This is a genomic window from Proteus vulgaris, from assembly GCF_033708015.1.
Classification (GTDB): Bacteria; Pseudomonadota; Gammaproteobacteria; order Enterobacterales; family Enterobacteriaceae; genus Proteus.
In genome coordinates, this window is the sequence record NZ_CP137920.1 from 1,073,321 (window position 1) to 1,095,351 (window position 22,031).

Genomic DNA, 22,031 nt, shown 5'->3' on the forward strand with positions numbered 1-22,031 from the left:
TTTTTATTGATAAGAGCGGTACTAATACATTATTTTCCTGGTGTAAATGGCGGTTTAGCAAACCAAACCACGATCATCATGATGAGAAAAATACCTGCCGCTAACCAAAAAATCTCATTGGCTGAAATAATTAAACCTTGCTCTGTGATCGTCCTTGCCAAATAGGCTGATGCTTGTTCATTGGAAAGACCAAGATCATTCATTTGTTGGTACGCCATTTGAGAATCAGGATCGAGCGGATTAATTTTTTCTACAAAGGTTTCATGGTGAAGTGACTCTCTTTGTGTCCAAATTGTTGTGGTTAATGATGCACCAATTGCCCCAGCTAATGTTCTTAAAAAGTTTGAAAGACTTGATGCTGATGCCATTTTTTCTGGCGGTAATCCAGATAATGTCATTGTGGTTAATGGCATAAAGAAACATGCAACAGCTAAACCTTGCCAGAATTGAGGCCACGCCACAGTGGCAAAATCCATTCCTGGCTCGAAGGTATAGGCTCGCCAATAAAAACAGACAGAAAACATAATAAAGCTGAAGCTGATGATATAGCGTAAATCCACTTTACCACCAAACTTACCTATAATCGGAGTGATTATTAAAGGTAATAAACCAACTGATGCTGATGCTAATCCTGCCCATGTTGCTGTATAGCCAAAGACTTCTTGTAAAAGCAGTGGCAATAAAACGATAGTACCAAAATAGATCATATAGGCGAGGCTGAGAGTGACACAACCAATGGTAAAGTTTCGGCTTTTAAAGAGTGAAAGGTCTATCACTGGGTGATCATCTGTTAACTCCCAAACAATTAAGAAGCTAAGTGCAACCACAGCAACAATGGCGAGGACGATAATTTCTGTCGAATTAAACCAATCGAGCTCTTTACCCTGATCGAGCATGATTTGTAAAGCGCCTATACCTACAACGAGTAAAACAAGACCAATAGTATCGATGGGCTTAATTTCAGTTTTTGTTTCGCGTCCTGCTAAGGTGTTTGATATACACATAATAATCAACACACCAAATGGAACGTTAATAAAAAATATCCATCCCCAATGATAGTTATCACTGATGTAACCACCTAAAATAGGCCCTAAAATCGGCGCAACAACAATGGTCACAGACCATAGGGCAAGTGCCATATTTCGTTTTGCTGGTGGATAGTTATTCAATAACAAACTTTGAGATAAAGGAATAAGCGGTCCGGCAACTAAACCTTGAAGCACACGAAAGAAAATAAGCATTTCAAGGCTTTGTGAGATTCCACAAAGCCAAGAGGTTAACGCAAAAAGTGCCGTTGACCACATAAAGAGTCGAACTTCACCAATACGTTTTGCTAACCAACCTGTAATTGGGATAGAAATAGCATTCGCCACACCAAAAGAGGTAATAACCCAAGTTCCCTGTGAGTTAGAAGCACCTAAGTTTCCTGCAATAGTTGGAATGGCTACGTTAGCGATTGTAGAATCGAGAACTTGCATAAAGGTTGCCAACGCAAGAGCGATGGTCATTAAGGCAAGTTTTCCTCCTTGTAATGGCTCTTTGATCACCTTTACACCTCGCCTTTATTGTCCCGCATTTTGTTCAATGATTTCATTGATCAGTTTATTAATCTCTGACATCTCAATAGTTAAAACATCCGTATGGTAAGCAGGTTGTTGGCGCTCGCTGTGTGATAATACTTTTCCATCAAGGTTAATCGTATCAACAGTCACTTCAGAAGAAAGCCCTATACGCAATGGTTTTTCAGCTAATTCTTTTTCATCTAATGAAATACGAACAGGTAAGCGTTGAACAACTTTTATCCAGTTACCACTGGCATTTTGCGCAGGTAATAATGAGAAAGCACTACCAGTCCCCATATCTAAACCTAATACAGTACCGTGATAAATCACTTTTTTCCCATAAAAATCAGTTGTGATCTTTGCTGGTTGACCAATACGCATATTGGCGAGCTGTGTTTCTTTAAAATTGGCATCAATCCACATACCCGTTATAGGAATAACAGCCATTAACGGTTTACCTGGTGAGACTTGCGCACCAACTTGAACACTACGACGTGAAACATAACCATCTGTTGGACTTAAAATTTTAGTGCGTTCTAAGGCCAGCCATGCATTACGAACATCGGTTGATGCTTGCAAAACAGAGGGTTGTTTTGCAATTGGCGTGTTTAAGATAATTGCCTGATTAGCATTATATTGCTCTTTTGCAACGTCTAAAGCCGCTCTTGCGGTGGAAACCGCTTCTCTTGCATGTTGAAGTTCTTCTTTACCAATAACATTGCGTTCGCCTAAAACCTCACGGCGACGAAGATCATTTTGTAATTTAGTGAGTTCTGTTTCGCGTAAAACGATGTTTGCTTTTAATTGACGACCGTTGATGATTTGTTGATGCATTTGGCGAACACTATTCGCTAATGCTGTTTTTGCTTTTTCTAGTGCCAGTTTTTCATCACTTGAATCTAATAAAACTAAGGGGTCACCGGCTTTTACAAAATCGGTGTTATCCACATAAACAGTGGTAACAGAACCAGAAATCTGTGGCATCACCATGATTTGATTGCCTGTTACATAAGCATTATCTGTTGTTTCATGATGTCTTAACACCATAAACCAATAAGCTGTATAAGCTGCACCAGCAATAATAAATAGAATAGTTAGCAACAGTAGAACATTTCGGCGAGTTCGTTTTTTATTGCGAATGGGAGCCTGAGGGGGGATATTTTCCTCATTAACACTCATTTAGAAGATCTCCATAGAACCAGAAAAACATCATTAGCTATGTTTCCAGTTTTAAAACTGGAAACATAATTATAAAGTCAATCTTAGAATAATTATTAGCGTGAAGGTAAATTATAAATGCTAATGGGTAAGTATGTTTGCCGATTTATGGCGTAAATAGGATTAGATCAATAAAACTATTTATTATGCTACTTATTCACAATCTTTTTCAGCTAACGTATCTAATTGTAATAATAACTTACGCATTAGTGTCTCAAGCTGTTTTTGTTCCGATTGATCTAATACAGACCAAATTTGTTTTAAACACTGATGTTGCGGGGGTAATAAGCTATTTAAAAACTCTTCACCAGCATCAGTTAAATGGAGATGTAAACAACGGCGGTCATTATGGCTTTCACGACGTTCAATCCAACCTTGTTTTTCAAGCTCATCAGCAATACGCGTTGCATTTGTTCTTGAAGAACCTAAAGCTGCACTTAATTCTGATGGTTGAATACTACGATTTTCTGTCGTATCTAAAATCATTAGTGCCATAAATAATGTCTCGTTAATGCCCTGAGACTTCAACATATTATTACGACTTTCAAGAAGCTTGCTTTGAACATGCATAGAAAGACGAGTTAACAATATTTCTTGATAAGGAATATCTTTGTTAAGCGATTTCTGTTGTGTAGCGCGAGTGTTTAGTAATTCTTCTGTTGGCGTAAATGAGCTTTCCATTTTTAGACACCTTGTTAGTTTCGAAAATTAGGATAATGCTGTTATCAACATGTTAAATGGTATATTAAACACACAATTTAGCAATTTTTATTATTTATAGTCACTATGTTTTTTTGATTATGTTACCTGATTCATAAATTTTCTGAATGATAACACAAAAAAAAGGATAGGTACTTATCTCTTTGCAATAAGTTAATAAAATCAATTTATCACTTATCTGACAATGAATAGTAGTCTATTTGCGAAAAAAGGGATCATTTTTTACGATAAAACACGTAATAAATTTATTATTACTATCATTTGTTACTATGTTTATAGTATTGAAATGAAATTATTCATACAATACTTTATTGGGTGGATTGATATAATTTTCTTAATAAAGAATGAGATGATGATATACATTAATAGTAATCACGCTGTTAAAACATTTACATTTTATTCTGATTAGCGTGAGATTGAAGGAATAATATAGCCCATCCTTGGGTCTGAAAATTATTCGACATGGATTATTGGATCATTTTTATAACCTAAAAACCACACAATAAGACCGATAACACCAATGATTAATCCCGCGATAGAAACACCTGTCCATCCATATTGATGATAAGCATAGCCCGAGAGTAAAGATCCTAATGCCCCACCGATAAAATAGCTTGTCATATAAGCAGCAGTCAGGCGATTTCTAGCATCAGGCAATATACGGTATATAGTACTCTGATTGGTGACATGAACACCCTGAACAGCTAAGTCTAGCAAGACAACACCAATAATAAAGCTGGTGAGTCCAACCCAGTGATAATGAGGTGCAATAATGATAAACCCCCAAGAAAGAAAGAGAATGATTAATCCTATCGTAGTGGTTTTTTTGCCTTTCCCTTTATCAACTAATACACCTGCCTTACCCGCCATTAATGCTCCCGCGACACCCACAAGACCAAATAAACCGATCACAGCATCCGAGTAATTAAAAGGATCAGAAGCTAATAAAAAGGCCATTGAGGTCCACAATAAACCAAAGTGAGCAAAAATAAGTGCGCCAATCAATGAACGAGTTCTTAATACCGGCGTTGTTGCAAATAATTTGAAAATAGACCCTAACAATTGGAAATAATTTAAATATGTTTTACTTTTATAAGTGGGTAAACAGCGCCATAAAGTGATAGCTAAAATCGCCAGAAAAACACTCGCTACCCAGAAAATACCCTGCCAATTAGTAAATGACGCCATTAACCCAGATGCGGTTCTTGCGAGTAAGATCCCGAGTAAAAGGCCACTCATAATCGTTCCAACAGCCTTTCCTCGTTGATGAGGCGCAGCAAGCGTTGCAGCAAAAGGAACAAGAATTTGAGCCACAACAGAGAACATGCCTGAGAGTGCTGTTCCGATTAACATCATCCAAATATTAGATGCCATAGCGGTAATTAGTAGACCACTCGCTGAAATTAATGTCATGGTAATTATGAGTGAGCGACGTTCAAAGATATCGCCAAGAGGCACTAATAACATTAACCCTAGGGCATAACTTAATTGTGCCGTAGTGACAATAAATCCAGCCAAAGTAGGTGATATGTGGAAATAGTTTGCGATTGAATCAAGTAGAGGTTGTGCATAGTAGTTACTGGCAACAACCATACCTGTGGCAACTGCCATAAGTAAAATAAGGCCTTTGCTTAGCGATGTGTGTGGTGCGGTGTTTTCCATAATACTCATAACAAATCATTTGTAAGGTAAATGATAGTAACACGAGTCATTTTTTTGAGAAAAGAATTACTCCGATAGAGAGGTTCAATTGATTGGATATACCCCCTTAGAATATATTCTTATAACATATTGTTTTATATGATTAATAAATATTGGCATCAGCATGTTAATAACTAAAAAGCCCAAAAAATAGCATAGCCAAACACCATATCCATTGAACTGAAACGCCAAGCACGGCAAAAGAAAATAGACGTTTAGCACCTAGCCAGCGGGCTTTCATCGTCTGTTTTTTAAGGCGTTTAGGAAACAATATCAAGAGACTTTCATCAAAGCTAACATCGTCTTTAGAGCGATAAAGATCTCGAAAAAAGTGGCTATCAAGCCATAAACGAAAAAGGTGATATTGCGTAAATAAAAATAAAAGAGAAGCAACAAAGAAAGCTAATTTATTGTGAAAGTGAAGACTAAACACAGGCCATGTACTGATATAAGGTAATAGTGATAACAGCAGTAAATAGCGCCAACTTTGAGTTAAAGATAAAATGACGTTACCACTCGTTTCTGTTGTCAACATCGTTGCCTCGTTATTTATTTTGTTGGAAACGTGAATACCAAATTTGTAATGCCTCTTGTGTTTCTGTATTTAAAATCACTTGAGGACGGGCTTGATACACCTGTTTTATTGCATCTTCTAAAGTATCTACATTACCATTGTAAATTAGCCATGCAACCGCAATAGTGGCACTGCGCGAATAGCCTAATTTGCAATGAATATACACCGTACCTACTTGGCTGAGTCGTTCCATAGACAACATGGCTTTGCTGATATCATCAGGAGATAATGGTAATAAATCGATTTGAGGTTGGGCTAAATAAAGCTGATTTCGGCTAAATTTGTTTCTTGGCCATTCACAAGTTAAATCAAAGACTGCGTTCGCTTTTAATTTATAGAGGGGGCGCCCACCTAATAACATGTTTTCAGTCACGAAACTGGGTGTTTGGCAACGAGTTAGATAATAGCGATAAGTACACCAAGCAAAAAAACGATAAGGTAATAGGATTATCTGTGCGGAAAGAGGGATTTCACCCTGTTCATTTTTTTGAAAGATAGAAGCGCCAGCCCCTAAATAACCCAAAGTCACAAAAGTTAATGTGATTGCAGGCCAAAGAAAGATCCAAAAGAAACCTTGTAAGCCAAAAGATAACAGATAAAACACCATCGCTGATAACGCATAATTTTTACCAATACGTAAACTACGTTTGCTGCCGGTAAAATGCCATTTCCAATGGGCGTTTATTGGTAATAAATAACAAATAAACACGCCAACACCAAAGCCTGTAATGATATCAATAAAGTGGTGTTGCCACGTTGTCAGTACAGAAATTGCAATAAGCAATGACCAGAAATTTAAAAACCATTGCCATGATTTAGGCGTATGTGCGCGAAAACGTAACCAAAGTATCCACAATAAGATAATGTGTAAAGAAGGGGCTTGGTTATAAGGTAAATCAAAACCTTCTAATTGGGTAAATAACCAACCAGAGACGCCTTCAGTTGTTGGACGAATAAAACTAAATTTTAAAGGGAATAATAAAAAACCCGCACAAGCAATAAGCGAGGCTACAATTAAACGTAGCCCATGTATAAATTGTTCTCTTAGCGTTGTACAAATAATCAGTGAAATACCATAGGCAATATTCACACTCCAATAAGGAATAATTGTCCAAGGTAAAAAGGGGATCGCTTTTTCCCACGAATAAACAAAAGAAGGAACATCAGATAAAGTGGAAGTATAAGTATTAACTTGCATATAAGTTAAATAGAAAAATGGGGCAAGAAAAGACAACCATGCAATACCAGCAAGCCAGATACTTTTTCTCGATGATGTTATTTGAGTGTGTTGGGTTCCACCCATACTAAAATTCCTTTCTGTATTTTTGTTTCTATTTTTACAACGATTTAAAACTATCGCTATATGTTGCCATATAACGATAGCTCAGTTGTTGATGGTGTATTCCGTTAGCGACGTCTTGCTATCGATACACTAAAAATACCCCAATGATCAATTTGTTGATCTAACTTTTCAAATCCTGCTTCATTGACTAAAGCATCCATTTCACCTTGACTACGGCAACGCATGATCCAAGGCTGCCCATTTTGATGACTTGGCAATACACGCGCAATCATTTCCAGTTGAGGGTGCCAAGGTTGACAGGTATAAATCAATAAACCACCACTAGGGATGGCTTGCGATAGCCCTTTTAAAGACTCTTTTAGCAGATGATTTTCAGGGAATAATTCATAGAGTCCACTGACAATACCTAACGTTGGTGGTGGCGAAACAGCACTCAAGCTTTCGGCATCAAACGCGTTACCTTCTTCAAAGCGCACTTTATCTTCTAAGTGACGCTCTTTAATCGCTATCCTGCCTTGATCGACATTAATGGCACTATAATCGCGCATTAAAATAGAATCGACCTTACCATAATCATTAACCGCATCAAAAAGATAGCGTCCTTGTCCTGCTGCGATATCCATAATATGCACAGGCATATTATTGTGTATTAATTGGCGAATTGCGTAGCGGATCGTATTTTCAATATTGATTTTACGTTGGCGAATACCTTGCCAACCAATGCTATTTAAATACTGCCTATCAATAACACGACCAAACAATCCTTTCCCTTGGGGTTGATTTCGGTAGACATAATCTAGTGTTGATCCAGAATCAAAACCTTTATCGTATCCCAGAGCAACACCTTCAGACGCTTTACCTAATGTGCTCATAGAATGGCTAAGTACTTTATAATAAAGTCTTTTGGGACAATATTTAGGAAGGGGAGTCTGTAATGCGCGGTAAACATCAGCACTATGGCTCCACGTATCTTCATGTTGATAATCATGCTGATAAAGTGGTTGTGCAAATAAGGTTTCAATAAAACTACGCATTTTATTGATAGGAATAACTCTGTCTTTCTCACCTAAAGTATCGTGGTAAAAACCGGGTAAGACATGCTTTTCTTTGATAGGGGTATTTAAACGTTCATAGAAAAGATGTTGGGGCTTGGCGTGAACTACATGATCATTGCCTGAAATAAATAACTGTGTTGGTAAGGTAATCGCACTTGCATCTTCAACAACACGATCTGCCGTTTTATAAAGTTCTAATAAAATATTGACGGCAATAGGGCGAGTGATCAGTGAGTCTTGATTAAAAGAGTTGATACGGCTTTGGTCATGGGTTAAATATTTGGCTTTCACATACGAATTGACGTAAAAAAGGCCGCGAACTTTTTGCATTAAGGCAAGACCAGTACGTGCAAAAGGAACATATAATTTTACTTTAAATGCAGGGGAAGCGAGCACCATTCCCCGAATTTTTGGGGCGTAATCGTGTACCCAACCAGTAACTAAAACAGCACCGACACTTTGACCAACGACTAGAATATTCCCCATTGGAATATGATAGTTAGATGAAATGTAATGAACGAATTCGTCTATATCTTTTATTGATGTTCCCATTGATGGGCTATAACCGCGAGCGCCTTCATTTTTACCATGTCCACGAGCATCCCAAGCAAACATTGAAAAATCAGGAAGGTCTAACTCATCAACTAGATGAGAAACACGTCCTGAGTGTTCATGGCCTCGGTGAAATAAAATAATTGCTTTGGGCTCAGTGGTAATTTGAGCAGGCCAATGGCGATAATACAGTGGTGTCTTATCGCTGGTGGTAAATTCAGACTCAATCATATTCCTTTGAGTGTGATATTGCGGTTGTTGATTCATAACGATGTATCCTTATCTTTATCTGTCATCGTGGCTTCTTTTAATGCGCGATGAATTCGGTGATAACAAGTCAACAAAAGTAGTAAATTAATAATAATAAAAAGATAATGCGTGTTTTCTGATAATGTCAGCGAGGGGAATAATCCGATAAAAAACGCGATAGCACCGAAAGTAAAAGCTCTATCACTTTTTCCCATCGGTCCATCATAACGACGAGAAGCATGAATAGTTTGGGCAAGAACGCCTAAAAACTCGGTCATTATCATTAAAAAAAGTGCCAGCATAATCCACCAGTAGGCCTGTGGAAAAATAAAAGCAAAAGGGAGATAGAGGGCAATGTCTGAAATAACATCACTGGCTTCGTTTAATATCGCCCCAAGTGCACTTTTTTGATTATGTTCTCGTGCAAGCATGCCATCTATGGCATTAAGCGCCATACGAAAAAAAAGGACAAAAGGGAGTAATAAAAATAAACGAGGAGAAGGGGACAGCAAAAGCAACCCACCAACGGCAAGGGATAACAGTAAGGCAGAAAGTGTGATCTGATTTGCTGTGATCCCTTTTGTGAATAACCGTTCAACATAAGGGCGCAATAGAGATTGAAATTTGGGTTTTAGGTCATAAATTGTCATGACGCATCCTTGTGTTCAAAAGTGCGTATATTACCTCAAAATTATTATTTTATTATTAGCTGATTTTTATCTTATTGAATATCTTTATTTTAATGATTTAATTTATTTTGGCTTCAAACAGAGTATTCATCTCTAAAATTTACTTGAGTTAATAATTAGTTAGCCTCCAAATAAAGTAAAACTAAGATACGCAAAATTATCATTATCAGACTGTTCCGTGTCATTTTTACTCTTTTTTATTTTAAGAATGATTAATTTTTATTTAGAAATATTTACGTAATTATAATTAGATAATTAAATAATAGAAATGGAAATAAGGGATATTAAATACCTTATAATAATCAATGAAATTAGTTTAATTTATTGAAAATATTATTTTATATAATATTTAAATCTAACAATAAGGTATCAATAGCGTAGTTATCTGTATTGAGTGATAAGCGCAAAAAAACTAGATAATGATAATTATTATCATTATCATAATTAACAATGTTAATTATAGCTCTAATCATCTATCAAACTAATAACCATACAAAAAGATACTACTATTATGATCCATTTCTTAGCAAAAAATGATGCTTATCGTCAGGGAATGAGGATGTTTTCATCATCAGCGATGACATTATTATTGACTTCACTCACTTCATTAAGTAGCTATGCAGCTGAAAATGCAAAGACAGAAATCACGACATCCACAGAATTGGAGAATTCTGTACAACCGACATCACGCGAAAAGATTATTATTGAACCTATCTATGTATCAGGTGAGCTCAATTCAAGTGTTGATGCAGGAAGTACGGTCTTGACATTAAAAGATATCGACAGAATTCAACCTAATAATATTGCAGAGCTAGTGGATAAATTACCCGGAATTTCCTCATCAGGTTCACCAAGACCTGGCGGTCAAACATTAAATATCTGGGGAATGGGTAATCCTGAAGATATTAAAATCACCCTTGATGGCACGCCGAAAACTTTTGAAAAATATCGCCAAGGTTCAATTTTTATTGATCCTGAATTAATACGCCGTATTGATGTTGATAAAGGACCTCATAATATTACTCAAGGAAATGGTGGATTTGGTGGTTCGGTGAGAATTGAAACCAAAGATCCTGATGACTTATTGTTACCCGATCAGAATATTGGGATGTTTTTAAAATATGGTCACCATACCAACGATAGACAGAATCGTTATAGTGGTGCGATATATGGTAAATTACTTAATGGACAAGCCGATGGATTATTCTATTTTAACCGCCGTGAAAGTGATGATCTTCGGCGTCCTGATGGAACTAAATTTGGCTATTCACAGTCAGACCAAGATTCTTTTTTAATTAAAACGAATATCTATTTAACTGAAGCACAAATAATCACGTTATCAGCATCACGCTCAGAAATTGATGGTTGGACGCCTTGGGCGGCGAAACGTGATGAATTAGCTAAACCTAGTCAAGCTGAAGTGGATAAATATGGTTTTGATGCGGCGATGAAACGAAAATTAGTCTATCGTGATCAAAAAGATGACACTTTTAGTGTGAAATGGAATATTCAGCCCGTTGATTCTGATTTAATTAATTTAACGCTTACCTACGGTTATTCAAAAACGAAACAAAACGATAGTCGCCCAGAGACGGCAAGTTCCTATTTTAGTGGCAGTATGGGAAATCAAAGTTGGGTAAATTATCGAAATCATCAAATTGAAATTAAAAATGAAAGCACGATTATGCAAGGCGCTTTAGAACATAAGGTATTAATGGGAACACGCTGGCATCGTAATGATCGCGATGTCTTAATGTTTACTCGCGATAAAGCTAAAAATCCAAATTATAACTATGGATATTATGCGCCGCCTTATATGCCAGAAGGTACGCAAACAACCACCAGTTTCTATTTTCAAGATTCAATGAGTTATAGAAACCTGACGATAACACCGGGTATTCGCTATGATATTGTTAAAAACCAAGGTAAGGGAAGTCGAGCGATTACCTACCAAGATCCTGATCCCTATTATGGTCATGATTATTCGGATGTGACTTATCGTGGGGCAACACCTCATCTAGGTTTATTATGGAAAATGAACCAAAACTTCCGATTCTTTGGTGATCTAACTTACACATGGCGAGCGCCATTGATTGATGAACAGTATGAAGTCCAAGGAAGTATTTCTAGTTTAACGGGCACTAGTCGTCATCTAGAGAAAGAAACGGTAAGAGCGGCACGAATTGGTGCCATTGTCGATTTTGAAAATGTTATTCAACAAGAAGACCAACTGCAGTTAAGAACAACCCTGTTTGATACTCGAGGTAAAGACGAAATCTTCCGTCGACGTGGTGTTTATTGTGAAAGCCAAAAGGTGGATGGACATAATGGAAATTGCCCGCCTTCAATAGGTAATTACCGTAATTTACCAGGCTACCATATTCAAGGATTGGAAATTGAAGCTTTTTATAATAGCTCTAATGTATTCGGTCGGTTAGCGTATTCAACAATGAAAGGAAAACGTGATCAATCACCGCGTGATCCGTGGTTTGGTCAAAAAACATGGATTGCGGAGATCCAGCCTGATGCGCTACATGCCACTCTTGGCGTAAAAGTACCAAGTATTCATGTCAATATGGGGTGGACGGGAGATTTTATTGGTGCTCAACGCCGTTCACCAATGGATGCTGATCCTGATGCGGGCTACTGGTCATTACCAAAAAGTAAAGGTTATGCAATCCACGGCTTATTTGCAAATTGGGAACCTTCTTTTATCGATAATACTGAAGTTCGTTTTACGGTTTCGAATTTATTTAACCGTGATTATTACCCTTATTTAGGTGAATCTGTTTCAGGTGTCGGACGTGATTATCGATTTACTGTGGTAAAACGTTTCTAATATTACTGAAAATAATAACAGATAAACCCCATAGATATTATGGGGTTTATTGTCATTGAGAGTCGAATACTCAATATATTGGATTAATAACCTTGTGATGCAGACGTTGCAATCATTGCCATCATAGTCGTGAAGAAGAAAATAAAGAAAATAACGGCCATAATGATACTGATAATAAAGTAAACAAAGCCTGCTCTATTCCATGTTTCCTGCACTTTCATAAAGGTTTCAACAGAATCATAATCACCATTTTTCCATGCCCATTCATTCCCTTTAATACCACAGACAAAAATCCAAATAAGATTAAGTAAAGGAACCAGCGCTAATAATGGAAGATAGGATTTATTACCAAAGCCCCAAATAATATTAAACATGAAAGCCCCCCAGTTCCAACGTTTAATTTCTTCAGGCACAGGTTTGTTAGTATAAGACACAGTTTATTCCTTATCTAAAATAATAAATATAAAAATGAGAATGCCAATATGGCAACTGGAGAAAAAGGTAATCATAATTGAAGGAATGAGAGAATGAAAGACGAGGATATCTTTGCCATTAATAAAAAGAATAATCTTAATAATAAAATAGTATTAAGATCTTTTCATTTTTATATAAATTCATTTTATTTAATTACATGTAATTGGTTGGTTATAAATAAAAACAGGCCACAATAGTGTGACCTGTTTTGTGATAATCTTAATTTAAGATTATTTATCGATTACTTTGCAGCTGCTTGGGCTTGTTCAATCCAACCATCAAAGGTTTTTTGATGTGCTTTGATCCAAGCATTAGCATGACGTTCTATATCTGCCTGTGACTTTTGACCATTATGCATACGTAAGTTTTGCGCATTAATATCAGCAACAGACACTTTCATGACTTCAAAGAGTTTAGCCGCAGCGGGATTTTCTTCAGCCCATTTTTTATTTGCTGCAATATGCATGGTACTGGGCGGGAAGCCATAGTTTTTACCATTTGCTAATGTGGTATCGGTTTTATCATCACCCGGTAATGAAGAGAAAGGCACTTGTAACCAAACAACATCTTTACCCGGTTTTAATACATCACTGATCCAGTAAGGTGTCCATGTGTAATAAAAAATGGGTTTACCTTCTTTGTAACGTGTAATGGTATCAGCCATCATTGCCGCGTAATTACCTTGGTTATGTGTGACCGATTTTTCTAATCCATAGGCTTTTAAGTGATTGTTGATAGCTTCTTCACAACCCCATCCTGGATTACACCCTGTTAAATCGGCTTTGCCATCACCATTGGCATCAAATAATTTAGCAATTTTAGGATCTTTTAATTGCTCAATATTTGTAATGTTATATTTTTCGGCTGTTTTCTTGTCTATTAAATAACCTTGAGCGGCATTAACGACATAGTCCCCTTTACGATAAAAGGTATTATCACCTCCCGCAGCGGCATATTGTGAATTATGAAGAGGCACCCAACTGACCGCCATAAAGGTGGCATCACCATTGGCGATAGAAGAATAAGCGACATTATAGTCAACTTCTTTGATTGGCTGAACAGTGTAACCTAATTGTTCTAGTGCTTTATTAACGATCAAAGTTTGAAAGGTTTCTTCAGAAATCGTACTTTGCACAGGTTGAACCGAAACCCCTTTTCCAGGTAAATCAGCAGCGGATAACTGAGTGCTTATCAGTGTGGCGGACAATACGGTTGCCCAGATAACTGGATTACGCATAGTTTTTCCTTCTGTTGTGATGGTAAGAGATAAGTCGCGACAGCGAACTGTCGCCTTTATTTCTTATATTGATTGAACGTAATGTTTTTATTAATTTTGATTAAGAGTAAAAATAGGTATTACGATATTTTTTTGCCAAAGAGTCGATAAATTAAGCCAATCGGACCTGTCATATACCAGCATCGGTTACCTTTATGGCGACTGTTTTGACCTAACGATTGAGTTAATCGGTCAAGGATAATGGCGAGGATAACAATACCCGCACCACCTACGGCAGCAAGTCCCATGTCAAGGCGACCAATACCCCGTAATACCATCTGACCTAATCCACCAACGGCGATCATCGACGCGATAACAACCATTGAAAGCGCTAGCATCAAGGTTTGATTAACACCCGCCATGATAGTTGGCATAGCAAGTGGCAATTGTACTTTAAACAGCATTTGTCGCGGGTTTGCACCAAATGATTGTGCGGCTTCAATTAAATCTTCAGGAACTTGTTTGATCCCTAAAATAGTCAACCTCACAATGGGGGGTAAGGCAAAAATAATGGTGACCACAACACCGGGAACGTTACCAATACCAAATAACATGACAATCGGCACTAAGTAGACAAATGCAGGCGTTGTTTGCATCGCATCCAGTAAAGGTCGAACAATGTTGGATGCTCTATCGCTGTTAGCTAGCCATATTCCTAAGGGAAGCCCGATAATAAGACAAAACAGTAATGAAGTGAGTACCAATGCAAGAGTCACCATGGCTTCAGACCAAGCACCAATCGCACCAATTAATATTAATGAGATAAAAGAAGCGACACCCATCGCTTTACCTGAAAGTTGCCATGCAATTAGAGAAAATAGAATAATGGCAATAGGTGCTGGCATTGAGGTTAAGAAATTTTCAAAACCACTTAAGACCAAATCAACGGGCACACGAATACCTTGGAAAACAGGACGAAAGTGCAGCACAATCCAGTCAATTGCATCAGTAACCCAAGAATCTAAAGGGATCAGTGTGTTGTGAAACGGATCCATTAGATTGAAAGAGTCGGGAGCGACATCTGTTGGTGCAGCATCTAACCAATCGCTGCCAGCAGATGAGGTATCGATATTTTCAGTACCACTGCTAGTACCCCATGGATCAGCGTCTGTTGATGAACTGTCAGTGCTACTCCAAGGATCACTTTCTGTTGTGCTAGCATCTGTTGTTGCCCAAGGATCGTCATTTACGTTATTGGTTGTTTCTTGTGTTGTCTCACTTGTTGTGGTTTCTTGGATATTTGTATCCAAAACGGTATTTTGATCTGTTGTATTACTCATTTGGCGTCTCCTTATCCAGTGCTTGTAGTAACATTCCTTTAGAAATTAAGCCGATATAACGGTTTTTTTCATCAATAACAGGAATGGCACAGGGAGATTGTGCAACAGTTGAAATCAGCTCGTTTAATGGGGTATCACCATTAATGGCACAAGGCTCAGATAAAATTGCTGATTCAATAGGTTGTTTATTTTTGAGCGCTTCTTCAAGAGAGGTAACGGAAACGATACCAATAAATTTTCTTCCTCGTTCAATGAGGTAGCCAAAATTTCTATCTTCATCTTCGAGTACTTTCAAGGCAGAACGAGGACCAAAACCGGGCGCAATATGCAGTAAGGTTTCAGGGCGACGTTTGGCAATATCTTTTGCACTAAATACGTGGCTAATATCAACACCACGGAAAAACGTACGCACATAATCATTTGCTGGATTGTTAAGTATTTCATCTGGTGTGCCTGTTTGAACAACCACACCACCTTGCATAATGGCTATTCGGTCACCAATACGCATAGCCTCATCGAGGTCATGAGAGATAAACACAATGGTGCGTTGTTTATCACCTTGTAAGCTTAATAGCTCATCTTGCATTTCTGTTCGAATTAATGGGTCAAGTGCTGAAAAGGCTTCATCCATTAACAAAATATCGGGATCATTGGCAAGCGCGCGCGCAAGGCCAATACGTTGACGCATCCCCCCAGAAAGTTCATCTGGCCAAGAGTTTGCGTAACTCCCCAAGTTGACTTGCTCTAAGGCATCCATCGCTTTTTTATAACGCTCGTCTTTACTTAATCCAGCGAGATCCATTCCAAATGCGGTGTTATCAAGTACGTTCATATGAGGCATCAATGCAAATGACTGAAACACCATACTGATTTTTTTACGGCGTACTTGTCGTAATTCTTTATCCGACATGGTGGCAATATTTTCACCATCAATAAGCACCTCTCCTTTTGTTGGAGAGATCAGACGATTGAGAAGGCGGACTAGCGTGGATTTACCTGAACCAGATAATCCCATGATGACAAATATTTCGCCTTCTTCAATTGCCAGATTTGCATTTTGAACGCCTACCGTAAGCCCTGTTTTATCAAAAATCTGATCTTTATTCATACCAGACTCTAATAATTCAAAAGCGCGTTTAGGGTGCTCGCCAAAAACCTTGTAGAGATTTTTTACTTCAAGTTTAATTGCCATGAAATATAGAGTTTCCTATTTAAATATTGAAAGGAATAATTTAAATATTAATTAATAAGTGTTGTTGTTTTTCCTAGAATAAGATTTTAGTAAGAGAAATACCCTACCACAATGATTGAGCCTGACAACCCTATGTTAATTATAATTAATTAAATAATTTGGCTATATTTTCTTTGTTTTTAATATGATTAATAATTAAATAAAGTGAAATAAATAAAATTTTAAAAAAGATATTTATATTGCTAACTAACTGAAATAACTTTGGTTTTAGAGAAGTTGTGATTTTGATTAGGATCTCAATAAAAATGAAGACTTAATCTCGGAATAGAGAAGAAAAAGAGAGAAAAATTAAATGAAAAAAATCAATATTTATTAGTTTTGTTAATGTTTTTTGCCTTGTGATAAGGTTTATCTACGTGATGTAAGCTAAAATCATTCGAAAAAAATTGATATTTTGACAACATTGAACAACAAAAATCATCTAATTAGGTTGTTTAGTGAACAAATAAAAATACACCAAAAAATAATCTATATTTTTCAGTGTATTATAGTTTAGGTGTGATACATAATTAAATTGAATGTATTATGTTGTTTTTCTTAATTTTAACGAGAGGAATAAATTTTAAAAATCCCAATCATCATCTTCAGTGTTAATCGTTTTTCCAATAACATAAGATGAGCCTGAACCAGAAAAGAAATCGTGATTTTCATTTGCATCTGGTGATAATGAAGAAATAATGGCAGGACTTACATCGGTTATTTCATCCGGAAATAAGGCTTCATATCCTAAATTCATTAATGCTTTATTGGCATTATAATGAAGAAATTTTTTGACATCCTCTGTCCAACCAACAGTATCGTAAAGATCTTCGGTATATTTCACTTCATTGTCATATAAATCTAATAATAATGAGAAAGCAAAATCTTTAATATCTTGTTTCTCTAATTCGGATTTATTTAATAACTGATTTTGAAATTTATAGCCAATATAATAACCATGAACAGCTTCATCTCTAATAATAAGACGAATTAAATCAGCTGTATTGGTTAATTTCCCTCGGCTTGACCAATACATCGGTAAATAGAATCCTGAATAAAATAAAAAGGATTCTAAAAAGACGCTGGCAATTTTTTTCTTTAAAGGATCATTATCTTGATAATAACGCAAAATAATTTCTGCTTTCTTTTGTAAATAAGGGTTTTCTTCACTCCAACGGTATGCTTCATCGACATCGGTTGTTAAGCAGAGTGTGGAAAATATCGAGCTGTAAGAGCGTGCGTGAACGGCTTCCATAAAACAGATATTAGATAACACGGCCTCTTCATGAGGTGTGAGTGCATCAGGCATTAAAGTCGGTGCGCCTACGGTGTTTTGGATCGTATCAAGCAAAGTTAGCCCTGTAAAAACACGGATCGTCAGTTGTTTCTCAGCTTGGGTCAGCGTATTCCACGAAGGAATGTCATTAGAGAGTGGAATTTTTTCAGGCAACCAAAAATTCATAGTTAAGCGATTCCAAACTTCTAAATCTTTTTCATCTTCAATACGATTCCAATTAATCGCATTAACGTGGCTTAATAAAGATGATGGCATGTTATGTTCTCCTTATTGTTATTATTAAAGTGCACACGAAACACAGCCTTTGATTTCAGTGCCTGCTAATGCAGATTGTCGGATACGAATGTAATACAAGGTTTTAATACCTTTACGCCATGCATATATTTGTGCTTTGTTAATATCTCGGGTGGTTGCTTCATCAGAAAAGAATAATGTGAGCGATAAGCCTTGGTCGATATGTTGAGAAGCCTCAGCATAGGTATCGATGATTTTTTCTGCCCCTATTTCATAGGCATCTTGATAATATTGACGATTTTCATTAGTCATAAAAGGAGCAGGGTAATAAACCCGCCCAATCTTACCTTCTTTTCTAATTTCTATGGGCGCAGCAATAGGATGAATGCTTGATGTAGAGTGGTTTATATAGGAAATAGATCCTGTCGGTGGTATTGCTTGTAAGTTTTGGTTATAGATCCCATGAGTCATAATAGATTGTTTAAGCGTCTGCCAATCTTCTTGGGTTGGAATATGAACATTAGATTGACTGAATAGCTGGTGGACTTTTTGAGTTTTAGGCAACCACTGTTGTGATACATATTTATTAAAATATTCACCTGTTGCATATTTTGAATTTTCAAAGCCTTTAAAGTGCTGTTTCTTTTCAATAGCTAATTGATTAGATGCTAATAACGCATAGTAAGTGACGGTATAAAAATAGATATTAGTAAAATCTAATGCTTCTTCTGATCCGTAATAAATCCTTTCACGAGCTAAGTAGCCATGTAAATTCATTTGTCCTAAACCAATGGCATGAGACGCGAGATTACCTTTTTCAATAGAAGGAACAGACTCAATTTTTGTCATTTCAGAGACATTACTTAATGCTCTAATTGCAGTACTGACGGTATGTGCAAAATTAGGTGAATCCATTGCCATAGCAATATTCATAGAACCTAAATTACAACTGATGTCATGACCAATATGGCGATAACTTAAATCAGGGTGATATTCACTTGCGCTGTTTACTTGTAAAATTTCAGAGCAAAGATTGCTCATATTAATTCTACCGGCGATAGGATTAGCGCGATTGACGGCATCTTCAAACATAATATAAGGATAGCCAGATTCAAATTGAATCTCGGCAAGCGTTTGAAAAAATGCTCTCGCTTTAATTTTCTTTTTGCGAATTTGCGCGTTATTCACCATTTCATTGTATTTTTCACTAATACTGATCTCTGACATAGGGATGCCATAAACACGCTCTACATCATAAGGTGAGAAGAGATACATATCTTCATTGCGTTTCGCTAATTCAAAAGTAATATCAGGGATAACAACGCCTAAAGAGAGCGTTTTAATTCGAACTTTTTCATCCGCATTTTCTCTTTTTGTATCAAGAAAATGGTAAATATCTGGATGATGAGCATGAAGATAAACAGCGCCAGCCCCTTGTCTCGCACCTAATTGATTAGCATAGGAAAAAGCATCTTCAAGCATTTTCATAACAGGAACAACGCCAGAAGATTGATTCTCTATACGTTTAATAGGGGCGCCTGCTTCACGTAAATTAGTGAGCAAAAATGCCACGCCACCGCCACGTTTAGAAAGTTGTAATGCGGAATTTACCGATCGGCCGATAGACTCCATATTATCTTCTATACGCAGTAGAAAGCAGGAAACTAATTCACCGCGTTGTTGTTTCCCACAATTTAAAAAAGTCGGTGTTGCAGGTTGAAAACGACCACTGATGATTTCATCAACAAGATGAATAGCAAGATCCGTATCGCCTTGTGCAAGCGTGAGAGCTACCATACAAACACGATCTTCATAGCGTTCAAGGTAGCGCTCTCCATCAAACGTTTTTAAGGTGTAACTGGTGTAGTATTTAAAAGCGCCAAGAAAAGATTGAAAGCGAAACTTTTTGCTATAAGCATGTTTGAATAGTTGTTTGATAAAGGTAAATTCATACTGCTCTAATACCTGAGCTTCGTAATAGTGTTGTTGAACTAGGAACTCTAATTTTTCTCTTAGATCATGAAAAAATACGGTGTTTTGATTGACATGCTGACGAAAAAAATGATGTGTCGCTAATTTGTCTTTATCAAACTGAATATTGCCTTGCTCATCATAGAGATTTAGCATGGCATTTAATGCATGGTAATCCAGTTGTTCTGTTGATTGTGTCATGTTAATTATCTCGTGACGCATTGATCAGTAAGATTTGACCAAAATGTACTTAAACCTGTTTTGACGCGGTTTACATCTTCTGGTGTACCTAATAATTCAAATCGATACAAAAAAGGGATTTGACATTTTTGTGCGATAATATCGCCGGCTAATCCATAAGCTGTACCAAAGTTAGTATTCCCAGAAGCGATGACGCCGCGTATTAATCGGCGGTTTTCAGGAATATTTAAAAACTGAATAACCGCTTTAGGTACTGCACCTTTAGCACTTCCGCCGCCATAAGTTGGGCAAAGCAACACAAAAGGTTGCGTTGCAAGCAATGTTTCATCTTTAATAATTCTGGTTGCCTTTAAATTGAGCTTTTGTATAAAACGATGGCAATTTTCAGAGCGACTGGAAAAATAGATCAAAGGTGCCGTTTGCATAAGATGCTCCTTAGAGCGTGATCTGTCTGATTTTATCAGGGCAGAAACCCGACCAATGTTGTTCACCATGAACCACAACAGGTACTTGGCGATATCCCATAGAAACAATGTGAGCGAGGGCTTGTGTATCTTTGGTGAGATCAACAGAAACAAATGGAATATTTTTCTGTTTTAAGGCGCGTTCAGTGGCACTGCATTGAACACAATTCGGTTTGGTATAGAGGATAACAGACATAAAATAACCCTTATAAAAATATGGATGCGTCTGTTTTCACATCCATAATGAGAAGTCCTTGAATACTATATATAGAGTTATTTATTTTCAACCACACAATATATGGTGGTTTTTATTTTTGATAATGATTATCATTAAAATTAAATAGTTAGTGCCTAAATTTTATTTTTAGATCGCTCAATTGATCAATTTTTATTAGATATACGAGTAATTAGATGATTGCTTTATCAATCAAGCATGATTTAATCTTGATGCTAAAGACAAATCAGCAGAGAAAACATTATGTACCAAGACTATCTCGATGCACCTAAAGGTTTTCCAAAACCCTATATCTCTATCACTGCAAATGAAAAAGGGATCACGAGTCTCTATTTTGTGAGTGATAAAGAGATTGTTGTAAATTCAAACTCAGTGATTAACCAATGTATACAACAATTAAAAGAGTATTTTGCGGGTAAACGCACGACGTTTTCAGTGCCATTAGCGCCGGAAGGAACTGAATTTCAAAATCGTGTTTGGAAGACATTACAGACAATTCCTTATGGTGAAATTTGGAGTTATAAAGAATTGGCACTTACATTAGGTTCAGTCAATTATTGCAGAGCGGTAGGAATGGCAAATTCACGTAATCCAATTTCTTTAATTATTCCTTGTCATCGAGTTATTGGGCATAACGGTAAGTTAGTCGGCTATACGGGTGGATTAGATATTAAACGTTGGCTACTTCAATATGAAAAAGTAGACGTCGATGAATAGTTCAGATTGTAAGTATTAAGTATTGTTTCTTAAGTAAACTATGCGTTAAGGCATGGGATTTGTCTGAATATTAATCATTTGGCAGAAAAAAAATGTGAGTTTCGTGATCTAGACTGTGGACAGGGAATCATCATTTTTGTTTTACTATAGCCAACGCAAAACGCTTGCGTTTATTTTCTATTTTAAAGG

At 36.8% G+C, this 22,031-nt stretch carries 18 protein-coding genes; 2 read left to right on the forward strand and 16 right to left on the reverse strand.

Annotation, left to right across the window (positions count from 1 at the left end):
- Positions 1 to 29: 29 nt before the first annotated feature.
- The 8 genes from emrB to SB028_RS05050 all read right to left on the reverse strand — a co-directional run bounded on the left by emrB (position 30) and on the right by SB028_RS05050 (position 9,584).
- Positions 30 to 1,547: a multidrug efflux MFS transporter permease subunit EmrB gene (gene emrB, locus SB028_RS05015; protein WP_069370027.1), complete on the reverse strand. Its 1,518-nt coding sequence runs from the start codon at positions 1,545 to 1,547 to the stop codon at positions 30 to 32.
- A 15-nt stretch (positions 1,548 to 1,562) separates the two neighbouring features.
- Entirely contained in the window at positions 1,563 to 2,741 is a 1,179-nt protein-coding gene (gene emrA, locus SB028_RS05020) for a multidrug efflux MFS transporter periplasmic adaptor subunit EmrA (protein ID WP_069370028.1), read from the reverse strand.
- 192 nt (positions 2,742 to 2,933) lie between these two features.
- Positions 2,934 to 3,461, reverse strand: coding sequence for a transcriptional repressor MprA (gene mprA, locus SB028_RS05025; protein WP_069370029.1), 528 nt, complete (start codon positions 3,459 to 3,461; stop codon positions 2,934 to 2,936).
- 492 nt (positions 3,462 to 3,953) lie between these two features.
- Entirely contained in the window at positions 3,954 to 5,162 is a 1,209-nt protein-coding gene (locus SB028_RS05030; RefSeq protein WP_069370030.1) for an MFS transporter, read from the reverse strand.
- Between the two features lie 166 nt (positions 5,163 to 5,328).
- The gene (locus SB028_RS05035; RefSeq protein WP_069370031.1) at positions 5,329 to 5,736 is read right to left on the reverse strand and encodes a hypothetical protein; all 408 of its coding nucleotides are present in this window, start codon (positions 5,734 to 5,736) and stop codon (positions 5,329 to 5,331) included.
- A 10-nt stretch (positions 5,737 to 5,746) separates the two neighbouring features.
- The gene (locus tag SB028_RS05040; RefSeq protein WP_069370032.1) at positions 5,747 to 7,078 is read right to left on the reverse strand and encodes a phosphatase PAP2/dual specificity phosphatase family protein; all 1,332 of its coding nucleotides are present in this window, start codon (positions 7,076 to 7,078) and stop codon (positions 5,747 to 5,749) included.
- A 104-nt stretch (positions 7,079 to 7,182) separates the two neighbouring features.
- On the reverse strand, positions 7,183 to 8,952 hold the full coding sequence (locus SB028_RS05045; RefSeq protein WP_069370033.1) for a bifunctional alpha/beta hydrolase/class I SAM-dependent methyltransferase: 1,770 nt from the start codon (positions 8,950 to 8,952) through the stop codon (positions 7,183 to 7,185).
- Complete coding sequence (locus tag SB028_RS05050) at positions 8,949 to 9,584, reverse strand: CDP-alcohol phosphatidyltransferase family protein (protein WP_069730315.1); 636 nt, start codon at positions 9,582 to 9,584, stop codon at positions 8,949 to 8,951. The genes SB028_RS05045 and SB028_RS05050 overlap by 4 nt, the downstream gene beginning before the upstream one ends.
- A 550-nt stretch (positions 9,585 to 10,134) precedes the next feature.
- Between SB028_RS05050 and SB028_RS05055 the strand changes: the two genes are divergently transcribed.
- Positions 10,135 to 12,462, forward strand: a complete 2,328-nt coding sequence (locus SB028_RS05055; protein WP_286139157.1) for a TonB-dependent hemoglobin/transferrin/lactoferrin family receptor — start codon at positions 10,135 to 10,137, stop codon at positions 12,460 to 12,462.
- 83 nt (positions 12,463 to 12,545) lie between these two features.
- Here the strand turns inward: SB028_RS05055 and SB028_RS05060 are convergent, their stop codons facing one another.
- From SB028_RS05060 to nrdH, 8 genes are all read right to left on the reverse strand, one after another.
- Complete coding sequence (locus SB028_RS05060; protein WP_069370034.1) at positions 12,546 to 12,896, reverse strand: ribonuclease G; 351 nt, start codon at positions 12,894 to 12,896, stop codon at positions 12,546 to 12,548.
- Between the two features lie 281 nt (positions 12,897 to 13,177).
- The gene (gene proX, locus SB028_RS05065; protein ID WP_069370035.1) at positions 13,178 to 14,173 is read right to left on the reverse strand and encodes a glycine betaine/L-proline ABC transporter substrate-binding protein ProX; all 996 of its coding nucleotides are present in this window, start codon (positions 14,171 to 14,173) and stop codon (positions 13,178 to 13,180) included.
- A 119-nt stretch (positions 14,174 to 14,292) separates the two neighbouring features.
- Positions 14,293 to 15,492, reverse strand: a complete 1,200-nt coding sequence (proW, locus tag SB028_RS05070) for a glycine betaine/L-proline ABC transporter permease ProW (RefSeq protein WP_069370036.1) — start codon at positions 15,490 to 15,492, stop codon at positions 14,293 to 14,295.
- On the reverse strand, positions 15,485 to 16,684 hold the full coding sequence (proV, locus tag SB028_RS05075) for a glycine betaine/L-proline ABC transporter ATP-binding protein ProV (protein ID WP_069370037.1): 1,200 nt from the start codon (positions 16,682 to 16,684) through the stop codon (positions 15,485 to 15,487). The genes proW and proV overlap by 8 nt, the downstream gene beginning before the upstream one ends.
- A gap of 622 nt (positions 16,685 to 17,306) precedes the next feature.
- The gene (gene nrdF / locus SB028_RS05080; protein ID WP_069370038.1) at positions 17,307 to 18,275 is read right to left on the reverse strand and encodes a class 1b ribonucleoside-diphosphate reductase subunit beta; all 969 of its coding nucleotides are present in this window, start codon (positions 18,273 to 18,275) and stop codon (positions 17,307 to 17,309) included.
- A 24-nt stretch (positions 18,276 to 18,299) separates the two neighbouring features.
- Positions 18,300 to 20,426 carry a class 1b ribonucleoside-diphosphate reductase subunit alpha gene (gene nrdE / locus SB028_RS05085; protein WP_069370039.1) on the reverse strand — a complete coding sequence of 709 codons (2,127 nt, stop codon included), beginning with the start codon at positions 20,424 to 20,426 and terminating at the stop codon, positions 18,300 to 18,302.
- A gap of 5 nt (positions 20,427 to 20,431) precedes the next feature.
- Positions 20,432 to 20,851: a class Ib ribonucleoside-diphosphate reductase assembly flavoprotein NrdI gene (gene nrdI, locus SB028_RS05090; RefSeq protein ID WP_069370040.1), complete on the reverse strand. Its 420-nt coding sequence runs from the start codon at positions 20,849 to 20,851 to the stop codon at positions 20,432 to 20,434.
- Between the two features lie 10 nt (positions 20,852 to 20,861).
- A complete protein-coding gene (gene nrdH / locus SB028_RS05095) occupies positions 20,862 to 21,086 on the reverse strand; it encodes a glutaredoxin-like protein NrdH (RefSeq protein WP_069370041.1) in 225 nt (74 codons plus the stop codon).
- A 282-nt stretch (positions 21,087 to 21,368) separates the two neighbouring features.
- Between nrdH and SB028_RS05100 the strand changes: the two genes are divergently transcribed.
- A complete protein-coding gene (locus SB028_RS05100; protein ID WP_069370042.1) occupies positions 21,369 to 21,842 on the forward strand; it encodes a methylated-DNA--[protein]-cysteine S-methyltransferase in 474 nt (157 codons plus the stop codon).
- Positions 21,843 to 22,031 lie beyond the last annotated feature (189 nt).

What these genes read in the sequence shown, in the direction of transcription:
- SB028_RS05050 (WP_069730315.1), bottom strand. Translation starts at nt 9,584, where the DNA reads ATGACAATTTATGACCTAAAACCCAAATTTCAATCTCTATTGCGCCCT.
- SB028_RS05035 (WP_069370031.1), bottom strand. Translation starts at nt 5,736, where the DNA reads ATGTTGACAACAGAAACGAGTGGTAACGTCATTTTATCTTTAACTCAA.
- proV (WP_069370037.1), bottom strand. Translation starts at nt 16,684, where the DNA reads ATGGCAATTAAACTTGAAGTAAAAAATCTCTACAAGGTTTTTGGCGAG.
- nrdI (WP_069370040.1), bottom strand. Translation starts at nt 20,851, where the DNA reads ATGCAAACGGCACCTTTGATCTATTTTTCCAGTCGCTCTGAAAATTGC.
- mprA (WP_069370029.1), bottom strand. Translation starts at nt 3,461, where the DNA reads ATGGAAAGCTCATTTACGCCAACAGAAGAATTACTAAACACTCGCGCT.
- SB028_RS05055 (WP_286139157.1), top strand. Translation starts at nt 10,135, where the DNA reads ATGATCCATTTCTTAGCAAAAAATGATGCTTATCGTCAGGGAATGAGG.
- nrdH (WP_069370041.1), bottom strand. Translation starts at nt 21,086, where the DNA reads ATGTCTGTTATCCTCTATACCAAACCGAATTGTGTTCAATGCAGTGCC.
- SB028_RS05100 (WP_069370042.1), top strand. Translation starts at nt 21,369, where the DNA reads ATGTACCAAGACTATCTCGATGCACCTAAAGGTTTTCCAAAACCCTAT.
- emrA (WP_069370028.1), bottom strand. Translation starts at nt 2,741, where the DNA reads ATGAGTGTTAATGAGGAAAATATCCCCCCTCAGGCTCCCATTCGCAAT.
- proX (WP_069370035.1), bottom strand. Translation starts at nt 14,173, where the DNA reads ATGCGTAATCCAGTTATCTGGGCAACCGTATTGTCCGCCACACTGATA.
- nrdE (WP_069370039.1), bottom strand. Translation starts at nt 20,426, where the DNA reads ATGACACAATCAACAGAACAACTGGATTACCATGCATTAAATGCCATG.
- SB028_RS05030 (WP_069370030.1), bottom strand. Translation starts at nt 5,162, where the DNA reads ATGGAAAACACCGCACCACACACATCGCTAAGCAAAGGCCTTATTTTA.
- nrdF (WP_069370038.1), bottom strand. Translation starts at nt 18,275, where the DNA reads ATGCCATCATCTTTATTAAGCCACGTTAATGCGATTAATTGGAATCGT.
- SB028_RS05045 (WP_069370033.1), bottom strand. Translation starts at nt 8,952, where the DNA reads ATGAATCAACAACCGCAATATCACACTCAAAGGAATATGATTGAGTCT.
- SB028_RS05040 (WP_069370032.1), bottom strand. Translation starts at nt 7,078, where the DNA reads ATGGGTGGAACCCAACACACTCAAATAACATCATCGAGAAAAAGTATC.
- proW (WP_069370036.1), bottom strand. Translation starts at nt 15,492, where the DNA reads ATGAGTAATACAACAGATCAAAATACCGTTTTGGATACAAATATCCAA.